This is a genomic window from Dactylosporangium sp. NPDC000521 (assembly GCF_042898305.1).
Taxonomy (GTDB): Bacteria; Actinomycetota; Actinomycetes; order Mycobacteriales; family Micromonosporaceae; genus Dactylosporangium.
Genome location: NZ_JBIAYW010000010.1, coordinates 108,397 through 124,090 on the forward strand (window position 1 = coordinate 108,397; position 15,694 = coordinate 124,090).

The 15,694-nt window shown below is 69.3% G+C and carries 17 protein-coding genes and 1 riboswitch; of the genes, 7 read left to right on the plus strand and 10 right to left on the minus strand.

The features are described 5' to 3' along the window. Positions 1–166: 166 nt before the first annotated feature. The 3 genes from ACFY3L_RS30665 to ACFY3L_RS30675 all read right to left on the minus strand — a co-directional run bounded on the left by ACFY3L_RS30665 (position 167) and on the right by ACFY3L_RS30675 (position 3,209). The gene (locus ACFY3L_RS30665) at positions 167–2,194 is read right to left on the minus strand and encodes a glycosyl hydrolase family 28-related protein (protein WP_389331658.1); all 2,028 of its coding nucleotides are present in this window, start codon (positions 2,192–2,194) and stop codon (positions 167–169) included. A 273-nt stretch (positions 2,195–2,467) separates the two neighbouring features. Then, positions 2,468–2,878, minus strand: a complete 411-nt coding sequence (locus ACFY3L_RS30670; protein ID WP_389331661.1) for a VOC family protein — start codon at positions 2,876–2,878, stop codon at positions 2,468–2,470. A 37-nt stretch (positions 2,879–2,915) separates the two neighbouring features. Further along, positions 2,916–3,209 (minus strand): hypothetical protein, encoded by a 294-nt coding sequence (locus ACFY3L_RS30675; RefSeq protein WP_389331664.1) that lies wholly within the window; start codon positions 3,207–3,209, stop codon positions 2,916–2,918. A 179-nt stretch (positions 3,210–3,388) separates the two neighbouring features. Between ACFY3L_RS30675 and ACFY3L_RS30680 the strand changes: the two genes are divergently transcribed. After that, positions 3,389–4,150: an RNA ligase family protein gene (locus ACFY3L_RS30680; protein WP_389331667.1), complete on the plus strand. Its 762-nt coding sequence runs from the start codon at positions 3,389–3,391 to the stop codon at positions 4,148–4,150. Beyond that, a complete protein-coding gene (locus tag ACFY3L_RS30685; protein WP_389331671.1) occupies positions 4,147–5,277 on the plus strand; it encodes an AAA family ATPase in 1,131 nt (376 codons plus the stop codon). The genes ACFY3L_RS30680 and ACFY3L_RS30685 overlap by 4 nt, the downstream gene beginning before the upstream one ends. On the opposite strand, the gene ACFY3L_RS30690 is transcribed toward ACFY3L_RS30685, so the two are convergent. The 3 genes from ACFY3L_RS30690 to ACFY3L_RS30700 all read right to left on the minus strand — a co-directional run bounded on the left by ACFY3L_RS30690 (position 5,267) and on the right by ACFY3L_RS30700 (position 6,672). Then, entirely contained in the window at positions 5,267–6,001 is a 735-nt protein-coding gene (locus ACFY3L_RS30690; protein ID WP_389331674.1) for a hypothetical protein, read from the minus strand. The genes ACFY3L_RS30685 and ACFY3L_RS30690 overlap by 11 nt on opposite strands. A gap of 81 nt (positions 6,002–6,082) precedes the next feature. Continuing rightward, the gene (locus ACFY3L_RS30695; RefSeq protein WP_389331677.1) at positions 6,083–6,346 is read right to left on the minus strand and encodes a hypothetical protein; all 264 of its coding nucleotides are present in this window, start codon (positions 6,344–6,346) and stop codon (positions 6,083–6,085) included. Positions 6,347–6,390: 44 nt separating this feature from the next. Further along, positions 6,391–6,672 (minus strand): hypothetical protein, encoded by a 282-nt coding sequence (locus tag ACFY3L_RS30700; protein ID WP_389331680.1) that lies wholly within the window; start codon positions 6,670–6,672, stop codon positions 6,391–6,393. 146 nt (positions 6,673–6,818) lie between these two features. Here ACFY3L_RS30700 and ACFY3L_RS30705 point away from each other — a divergent pair, with 146 nt between their 5' ends. Genes ACFY3L_RS30705 through ACFY3L_RS30715 form a run of 3 tightly spaced genes read left to right on the plus strand, consistent with a single transcriptional unit; the run spans position 6,819 to position 8,744 of the window. After that, a complete protein-coding gene (locus tag ACFY3L_RS30705) occupies positions 6,819–7,862 on the plus strand; it encodes an App1 family protein (protein WP_389331683.1) in 1,044 nt (347 codons plus the stop codon). A gap of 40 nt (positions 7,863–7,902) precedes the next feature. Next, positions 7,903–8,346 (plus strand): MarR family winged helix-turn-helix transcriptional regulator, encoded by a 444-nt coding sequence (locus ACFY3L_RS30710; RefSeq protein ID WP_389331686.1) that lies wholly within the window; start codon positions 7,903–7,905, stop codon positions 8,344–8,346. Further along, a complete protein-coding gene (locus tag ACFY3L_RS30715; RefSeq protein WP_389331689.1) occupies positions 8,343–8,744 on the plus strand; it encodes a hypothetical protein in 402 nt (133 codons plus the stop codon). Before ACFY3L_RS30710 ends, ACFY3L_RS30715 begins: the two co-directional genes overlap by 4 nt. Before the next feature lie 4 nt (positions 8,745–8,748). Here ACFY3L_RS30715 and ACFY3L_RS30720 read toward each other — a convergent pair whose 3' ends face one another. The 3 genes from ACFY3L_RS30720 to ACFY3L_RS30730 all read right to left on the minus strand — a co-directional run bounded on the left by ACFY3L_RS30720 (position 8,749) and on the right by ACFY3L_RS30730 (position 11,215). Further along, on the minus strand, positions 8,749–9,150 hold the full coding sequence (locus tag ACFY3L_RS30720) for a VOC family protein (RefSeq protein WP_389331692.1): 402 nt from the start codon (positions 9,148–9,150) through the stop codon (positions 8,749–8,751). A gap of 12 nt (positions 9,151–9,162) precedes the next feature. Beyond that, entirely contained in the window at positions 9,163–10,116 is a 954-nt protein-coding gene (locus ACFY3L_RS30725; RefSeq protein WP_389331694.1) for an exopolyphosphatase, read from the minus strand. An 82-nt stretch (positions 10,117–10,198) separates the two neighbouring features. Next, the gene (locus ACFY3L_RS30730; protein ID WP_389331697.1) at positions 10,199–11,215 is read right to left on the minus strand and encodes a coiled-coil domain-containing protein; all 1,017 of its coding nucleotides are present in this window, start codon (positions 11,213–11,215) and stop codon (positions 10,199–10,201) included. Between the two features lie 9 nt (positions 11,216–11,224). Then, positions 11,225–11,361: riboswitch (cyclic di-AMP (ydaO/yuaA leader) on the minus strand. Positions 11,362–11,743: 382 nt separating this feature from the next. Between ACFY3L_RS30730 and ACFY3L_RS30735 the strand changes: the two genes are divergently transcribed. Both ACFY3L_RS30735 and ACFY3L_RS30740 read left to right on the plus strand, forming a co-directional pair. After that, complete coding sequence (locus ACFY3L_RS30735; protein WP_354889941.1) at positions 11,744–12,016, plus strand: type II toxin-antitoxin system prevent-host-death family antitoxin; 273 nt, start codon at positions 11,744–11,746, stop codon at positions 12,014–12,016. Beyond that, positions 12,013–12,267: a Txe/YoeB family addiction module toxin gene (locus ACFY3L_RS30740; protein WP_389331700.1), complete on the plus strand. Its 255-nt coding sequence runs from the start codon at positions 12,013–12,015 to the stop codon at positions 12,265–12,267. The genes ACFY3L_RS30735 and ACFY3L_RS30740 overlap by 4 nt, the downstream gene beginning before the upstream one ends. Positions 12,268–12,421: 154 nt before the next feature. On the opposite strand, the gene ACFY3L_RS30745 is transcribed toward ACFY3L_RS30740, so the two are convergent. After that, entirely contained in the window at positions 12,422–15,682 is a 3,261-nt protein-coding gene (locus ACFY3L_RS30745; protein ID WP_389331703.1) for a PQQ-dependent sugar dehydrogenase, read from the minus strand. Positions 15,683–15,694: the final 12 nt, after the last annotated feature.

Genomic DNA, 15,694 nt, shown 5'->3' on the forward strand with positions numbered 1-15,694 from the left:
CCCGAGCGCCCAGTACTGCCCGCAGCGAAAACACCCGTCTTGCGGAAGCCTGTGCTGCGGGGCCGACCCGAGCGCCCGGCACCGCCCGTGGCGAATCCGTGCGCCGGACACAGAGAAGGGCGGGCGCCCCCGAAGCGCCCGCCCTTCCCGGCTTACCGGTGTGCTGTCACCACGGCTGAGGCGCCGGGGGCACGACGACCGGCGGACGGTCGTCGCAGGTGATGGTGTTCGGCAGCTCCCACGGCGCGAGCCACGGGCCCGTGGTGCCGCCGCCGTCGTTGCCGCCCAGGTCGACGACCGAGAACTCGGAGCCGGCCGGGGTGAAGTGGAACGAGCCGCAGTTGTTGATGCCGACGGCGCCGACGTTGCGGGCGTCCACGTTCTCGAACGAGGCGGAGCCGGCGGCGCGGGCGCTGAGCACCGAGGTGCCGGTGCCGTCGACCCGGATGTTCTTGAACTTCAGGCCGTTGATGGAGTAGAGGTCCTTCACCGGCCAGTCGGACACGATCATGATCGCGTTGTAGGTGTTGTCGAGGAAGTGGTCCCCGGTGACCTGGATGTCGGCGTCGATACTCTTGTCGAGCGCCATGAACCAGATGGCGCCGAGGCCGATGTTCCAGTTCAGCTCGTACGTGCCGGCGCGGACCGTCGTGTTGTCGGTGACCTTCACGTAGCCGGTGAACGCCTCCGCGCCGAAGCGGGAGCCGACGTGGATCGCGCTGCCCTCACGGATCGGGTCCGCGACGAGGTTGTTGGACACCGTGGTGTCCTTGCCGCCGTAGATCGCGATGCCGTTGGCGAGGACCGGGGTCTGCACCGTGTTGTGGTCGAACGTGTTGCCCGCGTTCGCCGTCTTCTCCGACCACATGGCCAGGCCGTCGTCGCCGGAGTTGCGGACGAAGTTGTTGGACACGCTGGAGTTGGTGACGCCGGTGTGGAAGTTGAGGCCGTCGGCGATCTGGTCGACGATCACGTTGTTGGTGATCTTCGTGTTGGTCATCGGGCCGTCGAACCACAGGCCGACCTTGGTGTGCTGGATGTACAGGCCGTCGATCGTCGAGTCGCTCAGCGCCCCGCCGATGCCGTTGACCTGGTCGGTGTCGATGCGCTCGCGCACGTCACCGATGATCGAGAAGCCGGACAGGTGGACGTTCTTGCTGCCGCCGTCCTGGGCGTACCTGCCGTAGAACCCGACGCCCGTGTGGATCGAGTTGTCCGGGGCCGGCGTGCTCAGGGCGACCTCTTTGCCCTTGATGATGGTGTACCAGCTGCCCGCGCCCTCGATCGTGACGTCGTCGACGACGATGTGGCGGTTCACCTGGTACGTGCCCGGCGGGATGTAGACCTTCAGGTGCGTCTTCTTGGCGAACGCGATGGCCTTGTCGATCGCGTCGGCCGAGTCGCGCCGGCCCGTCGGGTCCGCGCCGAACAGCAGCACGTTCGCCGCGATGATGCTGATCTTCGGGGCGCCGACGAGCTCGGAGTCGAGCAGGTCGATGACCGTCCAGGCGGCGCTGTTCTTCGGCGCGGTCAGCCGCACCGTGTCGCCCGCCTTGTAGGTCTTGCCCAGCAGCAGCCGCTGCTCGTCGTAGAAGTGGTTCGGCCGGAACGGGGTGGTGATCGTCGGCGCGGGGGTGGTGGCGGCCGGCACGCAGGCGCACTCGGTGATCCACCAGTCGGGGTGCAGCAGGCCCGCGTTCGGGTCGTTCGAGAACGGGTACTGGTTGTACAGCCACGAGTACTGCGACGTGAGCGTCATCGTGGTCTTCTTGCCGCCGTTGACCGTGACGTCCAGGGGCGAGGTGATGCCGCCGCCGTTGGGCGCGTCGGGGATGCTGTAGCGCACGTTGATCGCGTTGGCGCTCTTCGGCAGCGTGAACTCCACGTACTGGCCGGGGAGCAGCTTCACCGCGCTGCGGCCCGACGCCTCGGCAGGCAGCGTGTACGCCGTGCGGTCCGGCCCGATGACGGTGCCGTTCGTCTTGGCCTTCTCGGCCTCCTGCTCGACGAACGCGACGCTGGCGCCGCGGCCCGCGCTCAACGCCGGGTCGATGGCGGCGCGGGTCACCGCCAGTGCGGCCCCGGGGTTTCCGGCGGCGGCCGGCCCGGCACCGGTGACCACGACACCGACGCCGACCGCTGCGGCTGTCGCCGCCGCGGCCCAGCGCGGTAAGGGTCCAATGCTGCGTGACATCGACGACTCGATTCTCTCGGGAGGAGGGCGGACGCCCGAGACGCTCTACGGCGGGGCGGCGCCATGAGGATGAGGGTGAGGTGACATTAGGTCCCCCATCCCGCACTCCACAAGGTCTTGCGAAATATTTACGCAACATAGCAGCCGGATCTGTCGTCGCCTTGTCGGTTCTTTGCAGCAAACTGCCGTGGTGTTTGCGGTACACGGGCATGCAAAAGCGGCGGAATCCGGCACCCGGATCCCGCCGCTCGGCTGTTCGGTGGTCTGCGGCCCCTACGCCTGCGCGCCGATGTTGACCATCCACGGGATGCCGAACTGATCGACGCAGGCGCCGAACTGGTCGCCCCACATCTGCTTCTCCAGCGGGACGCTCACCTTCCCGCTCGCGGACAGCTTCTCCCAGTACCCGTGCAGCTCCGCGGCATCGTCACCGCTGAGGCTGACCGTGATGTTGTCCCCGGGGTTGTGCGCCATCTCCGGCGGCGTGTCGGACCCCATGATCGTGTAGCCGCTCCCGGTCTCCAGCTGCCCGTGCATGATCTGGTCCGCGATCGGCCCGGCCTCGGGGTTGAACTCGCCGAATGTGCTGAGCCGCAGCGTCCCGCCGAAGACACTCTGGTAGAACTCCATCGCCTGGCGGGCGTTGCCGCGGAAACTCAGGTACGGATTGAGCCGAGAGGTCATCACAAACTCCCTTGGTCGCGTAACCGTCGACCCGACCCTAAGCCTCCGCCACCCCGACCGGCCCCGATTCCCCTTTTCCCCCACGATCGGTCCGCCGCCCCCACGGCCTGCACGCCGCCAGCGCCACCGACATGATCAGCACCGCCGACAGCGGCAGGAACAGGGCGCCCCCGACGAAGCTCATCGCCGGATACGCAACATCCTTGCCCACACCGCCGCTCAACCCCGCGACCCCGAGCGCCAGCAGCAGCACGTCGCTGCCCAGCCACCCCACCCCCGCGACGACCCGCAGCGTCAGCACGGCCTTCCGCCACCACGGCGTGAACCTCATCCCCCCACCCTGCCGCACACCGCGCCGCCGGTCGTCGCCCCAGCGCGGTAACCCCGCCTACTCCCGCCGTCGTACACGCCCCGGCACCGGAGGTCCGCCGCTGGGGAGCACGGCGCAGCCGTGCGCGGGGCACGGAAAACCGGTGTCGAGGGGTCGACGGGGTCCGCTACAACGGTCAGGTGCTGCGCAAGTATCCGAGAACGCCTCATCTGCAGGGGTCACGCCTGCAGCCGGGCGACCACGACCTGGCACAGGTGCCGTTCGCGCAGCTCGCCGGGCAGGAGCTCGTCGTGGAGGAGAAGCTCGACGGCGCGAACTGCGCGGTCAGCTTCGACGCCGGTGGGGAGCTGCTGCTGCAGTCCCGCGGCCATTACCTCAGCGGCGGGCCGCGGGAGAAGCAGTTCGGGCCGCTGAAGGCCTGGGCCGCCACCGTCCGGTATCAGCTGCAGCCGGTCCTCACCGACCGCTACGTCATGTACGGCGAGTGGCTGTACGCCAAGCACACCGTCTTCTACGACGCCCTGCCGCACCATTTCTGCGAGTTCGACGTCCTCGACCGCGAGACGGAGACGTTCCTGTCGACGGTCCGGCGCCGCGAGCTGCTCGCGGGGCTGCCCGTCAGCTCCGTGCCCGTGCTGTACACCGGCCGCCTCGGCAAACTCGCCGAGCTGACCGCGCTCGTCGGACCCTCGACCTGCCGCACGCCGGGGTGGCGCGACGCGCTGCGTGAGGCCGCGGTCGCCGGCGGCGCCGACCCGGACCAGGTCGTCAAGGAGACCGACATGTCCGAGGACATGGAGGGGCTGTACCTGAAGCTGGAGTCCGCCGACGCGGTGCTCGGCCGCTACAAGTGGGTCCGGCCCAGCTTCCACACCGCGATCCTCGACTCCGGCAGCCACTGGCAGGACCGGCCGATCGTCGCCAACCGGGTCAGCGCGTGAACGGCTTCGAGCGGCTGTGCCCGGCCGGTCCGGACTGGACGGTGCCGTGGGACGCGATCCACGCCGAGTTCGACTGGGTCCGGCGGTTGGACGGTGTGCCGCAGGACGCCGTGCACCACGCGGAAGGTGACGTCGCCACCCACACGCGGCTGGCGTGTGAGGCCCTCGCCGCGCTGCCCGCCTGGCGGGAGCGCCCGCGGGACGAGCGGGTCCGCCTCTTCGCCGCGGTCCTGCTGCACGACGCGGCGAAGCCGTTCTGCACCCAGGTCGAGGAGGACGGGCGGATCACCGCCCACGGCCACTCGCGGCGCGGTGACCTCGTCGCGCGGCGGGTGCTGTGGGAGGCCGGCGTGCCGATCGCCTGGCGGGAGCACGTCGCCGCGCTGATCCGCCACCACCAGGTGCCCTTCTGGGCCCTGGAGCGGCCGCGCGGCGAGCTCGACCGGATCGTCCACCGGGTCAGCCTGCTGGCCCGCAACGACGACCTGGGGCTGCTGGCCACCGCCGACATCCTCGGCCGCGTCTGCGCCGACCAGGCCGGGATGCTGGACAACGTCGAGCTCTTCCTCCAGTACACCGGCGACGACGACTGCCTGGACAAGCCCCGGCGCTTCCCGTCGGACCACGCCCGCTTCACCTACTTCCGCAACCCGCTGCGGGAGGCGGACTACGCGGCCTACGACGACACCAAGGTCACCGTCACCGTCATGTCGGGCCTGCCAGGCTCCGGCAAGGACCACTGGATCGCGGCCAACCGCCCCGGCGTGGCCGTCGTCAGCCTCGACGACTGGCGCGAGCGGCTCGGCGTCCAGCCCACCGACGACCAGGGCCCGGTGATCGCCGCCGCGACCGACCAGGCCAAGGTGTTGCTGCGGGCGGGCACGCCGTTCGTCTGGAACGCCACCAACCTCACCCGCCAGCTGCGCGCCCGCTGCATCGGGCTGGTCGCCGACTACGGCGGCAGGGTCGAGATCGTCAGCGTCGAGGCGCCACCCGACGTGATGCGCCGCCGCAACCGCGCCCGGCCGCGGCCGGTGCCGGACGGCGTGATCGACCGGATGGTGGGGCGCTGGGAGCTGCCCGACCCCACCGAGGCGCACCGGGTCGACTGGGTGCTCAACGCCTGATGTTGGACGCCGAGGTGGTGCGCTGGCGCTGCATCGCGAGGGCCTGCAGGGCCGAGGAGCGCACCAGCAGCAACGGGTTGAGCGGTTCGTTGGCCGCGATCGCCTGCGCGTAGGCGCGGTTCTCCACCGACCAGCCGTTGTGCAGGTCGTACTCGACGGAGAAGCTGCGGTCGCGGGCCTTCGAGTAGTCCAGCAGGATGCCGGGGCCGAGTGCTCTGGTGGCGACCTCGCCGGCCATGTGCGGGATCGGCGAGAAGAAGAACGCGACCTTCGGGATCGGCTGGAACAGGTCCACGTCGATCAGGTCGAAGATGCCGATCGGCTGGTACATGCCGTGCGTGTCATGGATGCACAGGCCGGCGCCGAGCTCCATCCGCCCGGTGTTGTCGATCTCCAGGTGCCCGGCCGGCCCGCCCGGCGTCACGATGCCGGCACCGTCGTTGCCGGAGACCGTCAGGACGCTGCCCAGCGGCGCCGGGTAGTTGTGCGTCGGCACGACCTTCGTGCTCGGCACCATGCTCTGGTGGCGCGCCGTGAACATGGAGTAGGTCTCCTGCCACGTCAGCTCGAGATGGCGTTCGAGGTAGTGGACCGAGAGCCAGATCGTGGGGACGCCGCTCGCCGAGGTGGCGACCGCGTGAAGGCCGAACAGCGCGAAGTGGTGGTCGCGCAGCTGCTCGATCGTGGCCTCGTTCATGTCGATCGTGAGTTTGTGCTGCTCCACGGCAGTCCTCCAAGGTCCGGCGGCGGTTGGTCCTCAGTGTGGAGCGGTCGGGTTGCACAATCGGGGCAATTCGCGAAATAGCTACGCGTTTCGCGCGGCCGCGATGACGGCTCGGGCGGCCTGCTCCAGCTCGGCCCGATCGGGTGCGAACGCGTCGGCGATGTCCGGGTGGAGGCTCGACTTCGCGATCTCCAGCAACCGGGCGGCGACCTCGTCGGCGGACTCGCCGTGGTAGTCCTGCTCGACGATCTCGGCGGCGCGCTGCAATGCCGAGCCCAGCTGGGCTTCGAGCGGCTCCTGCAGCTTCTGCGCCGCCGGGCTGAGGTGAGCGTCTTCCAGAGACACGTGGAGTTCCTGCATGCCCGCGCGTTACCCAAGCGGTGCGGTTTTCACGCGCTGTGCGTCAGCAGCTGCATCGACCTGGGGGCGTTGCGCCGGACGGGGTAGGTCGAGCGGACCATCGCGAGGGCCCACGCCATCCGCGCCACGGCCGTGTCCGGGTGGTCGCCGAACTCGACCGCGACCTGCGCCGCGCAGCCCTTGATGCCGACGCGCCGCAGCGTGATCGCCACCGCGGTCCGGATCTCGTCGCTCCTCGGAGCCTGTGAGCACTGCAGGTGGGAAACGAACAATGCCTCGGCTCGTACCGCCTCGAACGTCGTGGTTGCCATCTCGACCCCTTGAAAGGTGTGTTCCTGATAACACCCACGCTAGAAGCGAACACGGCGTTCAGGCTCCCGTATTTGTGCCACGGTCACGGAATTGTCACCCTGCGTGCGCTGGTGCGGCAGGGTGGGGGCTGTGACAGGGTGATCTCGTGTCGTTGACCCCATCAGGTCCGGTCCGCCTGCACCGAGCCGCACGCATCGAGGACGCCTTCCACGACGTGCTGGAGCGGCGGCTCCGGCTGCGCGGGTGGAAGGTCGCCGTCACCCCGTACACCGGCTACGGCGGCCCCGGCTGGGTCCGCGTCCTCGGCCGGGTCCTGCTGGCCCGCTTGGACCCGAAGCCCGGCAAGCGCCTCAAGAAGGTGCGCGGATGGCGGTCGTTCACCGCCGTGTCCGTGGCCGACGCGCCCGTGCGGATCACGGCCGGGGGTCGCACCTGCGAGGTCCGCTGCGACCGCGGCGGCTTCATCGACACCGTCATCGAGGCCGACCTGGCCCCGGGCTGGGCGACGGTCACGCTGCAGAGCGAGGACAGCGCTCCGGTCGAGGCGCCGGTGAGGATCATCGACCCCTCCGTCCGCTTCGGCATCGTGTCCGACGTCGACGACACCGTCATGGTCACGACGCTGCCCCGCCCGCTGCTCGCCGCATGGAACACGTTCGTCCTCGACGAGCACGCCCGGGCCTCCGTGCCGGGGATGGCCGTGCTGTACGAGCGGCTGGTCAACGCCAACCCCGGCGCTCCGGTCTTCTACCTCTCCACCGGCGCCTGGAACGTGGCGGCGACGCTCACCCGGTTCCTGTCCCGGCACCTGTACCCGGCGGGCCCGCTCCTGCTGACCGACTGGGGCCCGCAGCCCGACCGGTTCTTCCGCAGCGGCCAGGCGCACAAGCGGGCGTCCCTGGCACGGCTCGCCTCGGAGTTCCCCGACATCCGATGGCTGCTCGTCGGCGACGACGGCCAGCACGACCCCGAGATCTACGCGGAGTTCGTCGCCGAGCACCCCGACAGCGTCGCGGCCGTCGCGATCCGGCACCTCTCGCCGACCCAGGCCGTCCTCGCCGGCGGCTTTCCGACCCCGGTCGGCAGCACCCGCCGCCTGCCCTCCTCCGCGTCCGCCGCCCAGCGCTGGCTGCGCGCCCCGGACGGCGCCGGCCTGTGGCGCCTGCTGCGCGACACGGAGCTGCTGTAGTTAGTAGCCATGGCTACTATTGCCATGTACTGTTTCCCGCATGAGTGGTCCTACGCCCGGGTTCCTTGTCTGGCGGCTGTCCATGAAGTGGAAGGTCGCCGTCGACCGCGCGCTGGCGCCGCTGGGTCTCACGCACGCGCAGTATTCATTGCTGGCCACCCTGTATGGCCTGCAGCACGACCCGCGCAGTGCCGAACTGCCCAGCCAGCGGCGGCTCGCCGACCACACGGGGCTGGAGGCGCTGTACGTGTCGAAGCTCGCCCGGACCCTGGAGTCGGCCGGCCTGCTCGACCGCCTTCCCGACCCCGCCGACACCCGCGCAGTGCAGCTCCGGCTCACCCCCCGCGGCCGCTCGGTCAGTGCGGAGGCGGTCGGCATCGTCCACGAGCTGATGTCGCAGCTGCTGGCACCGCTGGAGCCGGGCCGGCGGGCCGCCTTCGTCGAAGACCTTCAAGCCCTCCTTCTGGAAAGGGGTCCGTCATGACCACCCTCAACGGGCGCATCCTCGGCCAGGCCGAGCGTGCCACCCGCGCCGTCCTCGACCGCCTGCTCACCCGCGCCGGCATCCCGTTCGAGCAGTGGGTCGCCGTCAATCTCACCGCGACCGGTTCGCTGACCCGCGACGAGCTCCTCGCGCAGATGTCGGCCGGCCTCCGGACCGACCCCACCGCTCACGTCGACGCCGCCGAGCGGGCCGGCCTCCTGACCGGCGACATCTCGCTCACCGCGCTCGGCCGGGCCCGCCACGAGGAGATCACCGCCGGCATCAGCAGGATCACCACCGAGCTGTACGGCGACGTGCCCCCCGAAGAGCTCGAGATCGCCGGCCGGGTCCTGCTGCGGGTCACCGAGCGCGCCAACGCGGCGCTCGCGGCGGCCTAGCGGGTCATCGCCCGGGCATGACCATCCACAGGTGGCCGTCGGGGTCGGCGAAGGTCCCGGCGTAGCCCCACGGCTGCTCGGCGGGCTCCGTGACGACCCGGCCGCCGGCGGCCCGGGCCCGCTCGATCACGGCCCGCACGTCCTCGCGCCCCGGCACCGGCCGGTGCAGCACGCACTCACTGGTGCCGGGCGGTGCGACGGTGTGCCCGCCGATCGCCCAGCCGAAGCCGTCGGCGGGCACCAGCATCAGGGCGACCCCGGCCGCGACCTCGAACCGCAGCGGCTCCGGCAGCCCGTCCCCGCCCAGCGGGCCTTCGTCACGGATCGGTTCGGTTTCGAGGACGGCGCGGTAGAAGTCGTGGGAAGCCACGCGGTCGGCGACCGGCAGCGCGATGGTGAAGGTCATGCAGGGTGTACGTCAGGACGCGCCGGAACTCATCGCCGCGGCGCGAGGGGCGCCGACGCTGGCGATGATCTCGGCCAGGACCCGCTCGGCCTCATCGTGCGCGACCTGGCAGGTGCCGGCCGCGAGGTGGCCGCCGCCGCCGTACCGCAGCATCACCGAGCCGATGTCGGTCGGCGACGTCCGGTCGAGGATCGACTTGCCCACCGCGAAGACGGTGTTGAGCTTCTGCCTGCCCCAGATCACGTGGATGGAGACCCGGGCCTCGGGGAACAGGGCGTACACCATGAACCGGTTACCGGCGAAGATCACCTCCTCGTCGCGGAGGTCCACGACCACGACGTCGCCCTCCAGGTGGCTCACCCGCCGCAGCTGGTCGACGAAGAGCTCCTGCTGCTCGCGGAACAACTCCGCGCGCTCCGCCACGTCCGGCAGCGCCAGGATCTCCTCGACGTCCTGATGGTCGATGCACGCGTCGATGAGCTGCATCATCAGCTGGTAGTTGGAGATCCGGAACTGCCGGAACCGGCCCAGCCCCGTGCGGCTGTCCATGAGGAAGTTCATCAGCGTCCAGCCGACCGGCTGCAGGATGTCGGTGATGTCGTACTGGGCGGAGTCCGCCTTGTCGACCGCTTCCATCAGCTCGTCGGACACGTCCGGGAAGCGCGCGGCGCCGCCGAAGTGGTCGTAGATGACCCGGGCCGCCGACGGGGCCTCCGCGTCGATGATGTGGTTGCTCCGGTCGCCCACGTTGCGCAGGGTCTCCGAGTGGTGGTGGTCGAAGACGAGGTGGGCGCCGGGCGCGTAGGGCAGGTTCGTCAGGATGTCGTCCGGCCCGATCTCGACCGTGCCGTCCTGGACGTCCTTCGGGTGCACGAACGTGATGTCGCCGATGAGATCCAGGTGACGCAGCAGGACGGCACACACCAGGCCGTCGAAGTCGCTGCGCGTCACGAGTCGGTGCTTCACTTCGGATCCCCTCACCCTGCGTCGGCCGGTCGACAGTTGCCCTATCGGCCGGCCGTCCGCAGACGTGAGGTCTTGGCGCTGCTTACAGGACGGACAGGTGCACGTGGTTCGTATGGTCGCTGGAGGGGTCTCCGCCCACACCGCTGTAGTGGTGCCAGCCGACCGCGGGTGTCCACACCTGTTTGAACCAGATGACGTACATGACGCCGAGCCGGTCCGCGTTCTTCACGAAGTACGTCGCCAGGTTGGCCCCGTAGACCTTGTCCTCACCGGCGGCGACGCCACCGAAGCCCGACTTGGCCTGCACCGAGAAGTCACACGCGCGGCCCTTCGGGTGCTCGTACGGGCCGCTCGGCCGGTAGCAGGACACGAACCGCTTGAAGCCCGCCGCCTGTGCCTGCTGCATCGCGTGCAGCGTGCGCATCGTGAGGCAGCCGCTGGTGGTCGGGTCCTTCTGCTTGCACGACTCCGAGGACCAGCCGCCGCTGGCGTTGCGCGGCGACGGCTGCGCGAGCGGCAGGTTGGCCGACACGAAGCCGTTGCTCGGGCCGCCCGCCTGGGCCAGGCCCTTCTCGGCTTCCTTCTTCTTCGCGGCCATGACGGCGACCTGCTCCTGCTGGAGCTTGACCTCGCCCTCGAGCGCCGCCTTCTGCGCCGCCTGGTCCCGCTTCAGCTGGTTGAGGTCGCGCAGCAGGTTGTCGTTGTGGTGGGCGATCTCGTCGATCGAGCCCGCCCGCTCCGCGAACCCGGTGGGGCTGCCGGAGTCCATCAGCACCATGAACGTGGTGAGCGGTCCCGTCCGGTACGCGGCCACGGCGATCGCCGACACCTGCTCGGTGACCTTGGCCAGGTTGGCCTCGGTCGCGGCGAGCTTGGCGGTCAGGTCCGCCTGGTTCTTCACCGAGGCGTCGTACTTGTCCTTGGCCTCGATCCACGCACGGGTGCTCTCGTCGAGGACCTGGGCGAGCGTCGCGTTGGACCCCTCGTCGCCCGTGTCGTCTCCCGGCTCGGCGGCGGCCGGAGCGGCAGCCATCCCGAAGAGGACGGCGGCCGTCATCAGGACGGCGATGATCCGCCGACCGGGATGTCGTGATGACATCTGGCTCGTTGTTCCTTCCGTCGGCCGCCGACCGGGTTAGCTGACGGGTTCGGGACGGAACGACCCCTACCACGGTTGCCCGCGGATTCACCCCACTGTGCGGTTGGGTCCCCGATTCACCGGTGTCGAGCCGGCGATTGGGCGGCAGTCGCGCCCGGCGCCGCGGGGGGCGGTGCCATGTCGGACGAGACCGACGGCCAGCCTACCCAGGGCAATCAGACCGCGCAGCGTACCGCCTGTCCGCTGCTGTGACACACCTCTCGAAACCGTGCCGTCCCAGCAGGTCGCCTAAGCCTGCCGAAAGACTGGCATGTGATGCAAATCACTAAATCGACCTGAAGCCCTCGGCAACGTTCGTCGCGCGCCGGTTGTTCTACGCCACTCCGCGATCGCACACCGTCACCATCCACACCACTCCCAACCTGCCGACACGATGCCCGCACCAGCCCTGGATCGACCGGCAGTGCGCTCCGATGAAACAGGTCGTACAATTTCTTGTACGTCTCAGTCCGGAGTTCGGGGGATGCAATGCGCACGGTCAGCTACTCAGAGGTTCGGCAGAACCTGGCCAAGATGCTCGACCATGTCGTCGACGATGCCGAGGAGGTCGTGATCACCCGCTCTGGTCATGAATCCGCGGTCATCATCTCGCTGCGGGAGTACGAGTCACTGAAGGAGACGGCGTACTTGATGGCGAGCCCCGCCAACGCCCGCCGGCTCAACGAAGCGATCGAGGAACTACGCGCGGGCGGTGGCGAGGTGCACGACCTGATCGACCCGGACGAGGCGTCTGCCGCATGAAGGTGCAGTTCGCCAGTCGGGGCTGGGATGACTATCTGAGCTGGCAGCAGGACCGGCAGATGCTGCGACGGGTGAACGCCTTGATCGAGGACATCCGCCGCAACGGCCACGAGGGCATCGGCAAGCCCGAGCAGCTGCGCGGCAACTGGTCGGGATTCTGGTCGCGGCGCATCGACCAGGAGCACCGCTTGGTGTACCGGATCGCCAACGACACCGTACAGATCGCGCAGTGCCGCTACCACTACGAATGACTTTGAGGGCGAACCGTAAACGTCGGTCGAAGGTCGGCGTGGATACAGGTGACCGCTGCCGATCGGACGCATCACGCACCATGGGACAGCCGGAACGGCACAACCGGGCGTGCCGCTCCGGCTGTGCCGTTCCTTCACTACGCGGCAGGGACGGTCAGCACCACCGCTGGTCGGGAAGCCCCTGGAAGCGCCACTGCACGACGAGGCCGCCATTGTTGGGGTTGCCGCCGCTCACCCCGACGATGAGGCCGGAGCGGAGGTTCTTCAGGGAATACTGGGTGGGGCAGTTCGGATCGGTGTAGCTGACGTAGGTCCAGAACTGGTCGTCGCTGCCGTCGCAGTCCCAGATCACCAGTTGTGTGCCCTCGACCATCGACCCACCGGGCACCCCGAGGCACTTGGTCGGGTTGACGCGGTTCTTCACCTGGTAGTAGATGCCGTCGTTGACGCCACCGGGGATGCTCCAGGACTGGTCGCTGGAGCCGTCGCAGGTCCACTGGACGGCCTTGGTCCCGTTGGTCATGTTGCCGGCCGGCATGCCCAGACACTTACCGGAGTTGACGTTGACCTTGCGCTGGAACTTGGGCGTGGTGACCGGCGCCAGCGCGAGCCCGTCGCCGCTGTGCAGCGCCGCGGTGTTGTACAGGTAACGCAGCCCGACCTTGCCCGACGGGTCCTCGATGCCGACGGTCGCGGAGCTGCCCTGGTTGAGCGCGGTGCTGAAGTCACCCGCGTAGGCGAACGCTATCGATCCGTTCTCACCCAGAATCGCCTCGACGGAGAACAGCTTGGGTGTCGTGCCGTTGATGTAGACGTTGCGCCACTCGACGACGAACCGTCGGTTGGGTGCGGTACCGATGGTTTGGGTGCGCACCGAGCCGGTGGGGCTGACCACCAGGTCGTCCCAGAACGGGTAGATCCCGGCGTTGGGCCCGCCGACGGCCGGAATGGCCTGGTTGGCGGAGGTCGCGCCCGGTGCGGCGAACGACAGCACCCCGTTGACGTCGATAAACACCGAACTGTACGGCTTGCCGTAGAAGCTGAACGGGAACGGCAGACTCGCGGTCGTGACACCGTCGTTTCCGGACAGCGTCGTCGCGTTGGCCGCCGCGATGAAGGAAGCCGGCGCCGCTGTGCAGGTGTATTCGAAGGTTTCCTGGCACGGGGGTCCGGTGATGGCGTAGGTCGCGGTGTAGGAGGCCGCCGCGGCGGGGGCGGTGATCGTGTGGGTCTGCCCGCCCGAGTCGGACCAGCTGCGGTAACGGTAGGTGGCCGTGCTCGAGGTCTGCGGCATCGGCGCGCTGATCGTGTTGGACGAGCCGACGATCACGCGCTTGGTGAACGGCGCCTTCTGGCTCGCGGAACCGACCGTCAGCTGCAGGCCGGCCGGTTCGCTCGTGAAGGTCAGGTCGACCGTGCGGGGTTGCAGGTCAACGGTGGAGACGCTGGTCAGCCCGCCGGAGTCGGTGGCGGTGAGGCGTAGCCGCACGAACGACGGATATTCGTGGTCCGGTGCGGTGAACGTGCCGCCGTCGACCCCGTTGAAGCTCTGCAGGAAGTGGGTGTGGCAGGCGTCGAGCGTCGAGCAGTGCTGGAGCAGCACCTCCCACTTCAGCGCCGAGGCGGGCAGGGTGCCCTCCTGCGGATCGCTCGCGTGCCCGCCGAAGGTGATGGTGTCGCCGACCGCCCACGTGAGCTCGGCGCCCGGCGTGTCGATCACCGCGGTCGGCGCCCCGTTGCCCGGTGTGATCAGGACGGTCGCGGTGCTGCTGGCCCCGAGCGCGTCCGTGACCTTGAGCGACGCGGTGAAGCTGCCGGCGGTCGTGTAGGTGTAAGCGGCGGTCTTGCCGGTGGCGTCGACGGTGCCGTTGCTGTCGAAGTCCCACTGGTAGGTCAGCTGCCCGAGGTCGGCCGGGTCCTGGTCGGTGGAGCTGGACCCGTCGAAGGCGACGGTGAGTGGGACGGAGCCGGACGTGGGCGTGGCCGCGATCGACGCGATGGGTGGCCGGTTGTTCGGGAAGTACCGGATCCGCCGGATCGTGCCGCCGGTGATGTCGACGTAGTAGACGTCACCGCCGGGACCGACCATCAGCTGCACGGGGCTGGCCGCGCCTGCCGCGAAGGTCTGGATCTTTGCCGAGTCGGGCAGCCCGTTGTTGCCCTTGAGCATCGCCCAGATGCAGCCGCGGGAGTAGTCGGCGAAGAACAGCGCGCCGGCGTAGGCGGCCGGGTAGGAGCCGCCGCTGTCGGGGTAGAAGGCCACACCCGAGATCCCCGAACCGCCGGTCGGGCAGCTTTCCCCGGCCACGACCTTGTTGGCGTGGTTGTATGCGTAGTAGGGCGCGACGTGGTCACCACTGCTGTAGAGGCTCTGGCACAGCGGGAGGTTCGCGCTCTGGTATCCCGGCTGCGCCGGGGCACCCTCGTAGCAGGGCCAACCGAAGTTGCTCACCGTGCTCAGCGGGTTGGCGATCCGGTCGATCTCCTCCCACGTGTTCCAGCCCGTGTCGCCGACCCAGATCTCGCCGCTGCCCGGCCGGACCGCAAACCGGTAGGGGTTGCGCAACCCCTGCGCGATGATCCGCCGTGTGTTGACATCGGCCGAGGCGGCCTGCGGGTTGTTCGGCAGCGCGGCGCCGGTCGCGGGGTCGATCCGCAGAATCGCGCCGTTGAGGCCGGTCGGGTCACCGGTGCTGCGGCTGTCCTGGCTGCGCATCGCGCCGCCCTCGTTGACGGGGTCGCCGCACGGGTTGACCGGGGCGCCGAACTGTCCGAAGTCGGTCGCGTTGAAGCTGGCACCGTCGCCGGCGGAGACATAGAGCGCGCCGTCCGGGCCGAAGTTGAGGTCGCCGATCGAGTGCGAAGGGAACTGCTGGCACCAGTCGCTGATCAGGACCTGCTCCGTGCCGGTGGACTGGTTGCCGTTCGCGGTCAGCTTCGACAGCCGGCCGCTGGCCACGCAGTTGCCGCCGGCACCGCCGCCGCCGACGTTGCAGACGTCGTTGTAGAACGGTGCCGCGCCGCCGAGCGGCGCATCGTAGGTGTACAGCACATAGACCGAGGGGTCCACCGGGAAGTTGGGCGCCAGCGCAAGACCGAGCAGACCCCGGTCCCACACGTCGGACACCTGGGCGGACAGGTCCGCGAAGGTCGTCGGCGTCCCGTCCGCCAGGTTGTCGAAGACCACGACGACGCCGTTCTTCTGCGCGACGAAAACCCGGCCGTCAGCGGCGAACCGCGCGCTGGTCGGATGGTCAAGTCCACTGAAGACGATCTGTTCCTGGAAGCCGGACGGCACCGCCGTCGCGGCCGTCGCGTCACGGCGCGAATTGAGTACCACTGCCGCGCCTGTGACCACGATGGCGGCAATCAGTGCGGCGCGCAAAAATCGTCGATGGGACCGGAAAACGCGCATGAGTTCCTCGAC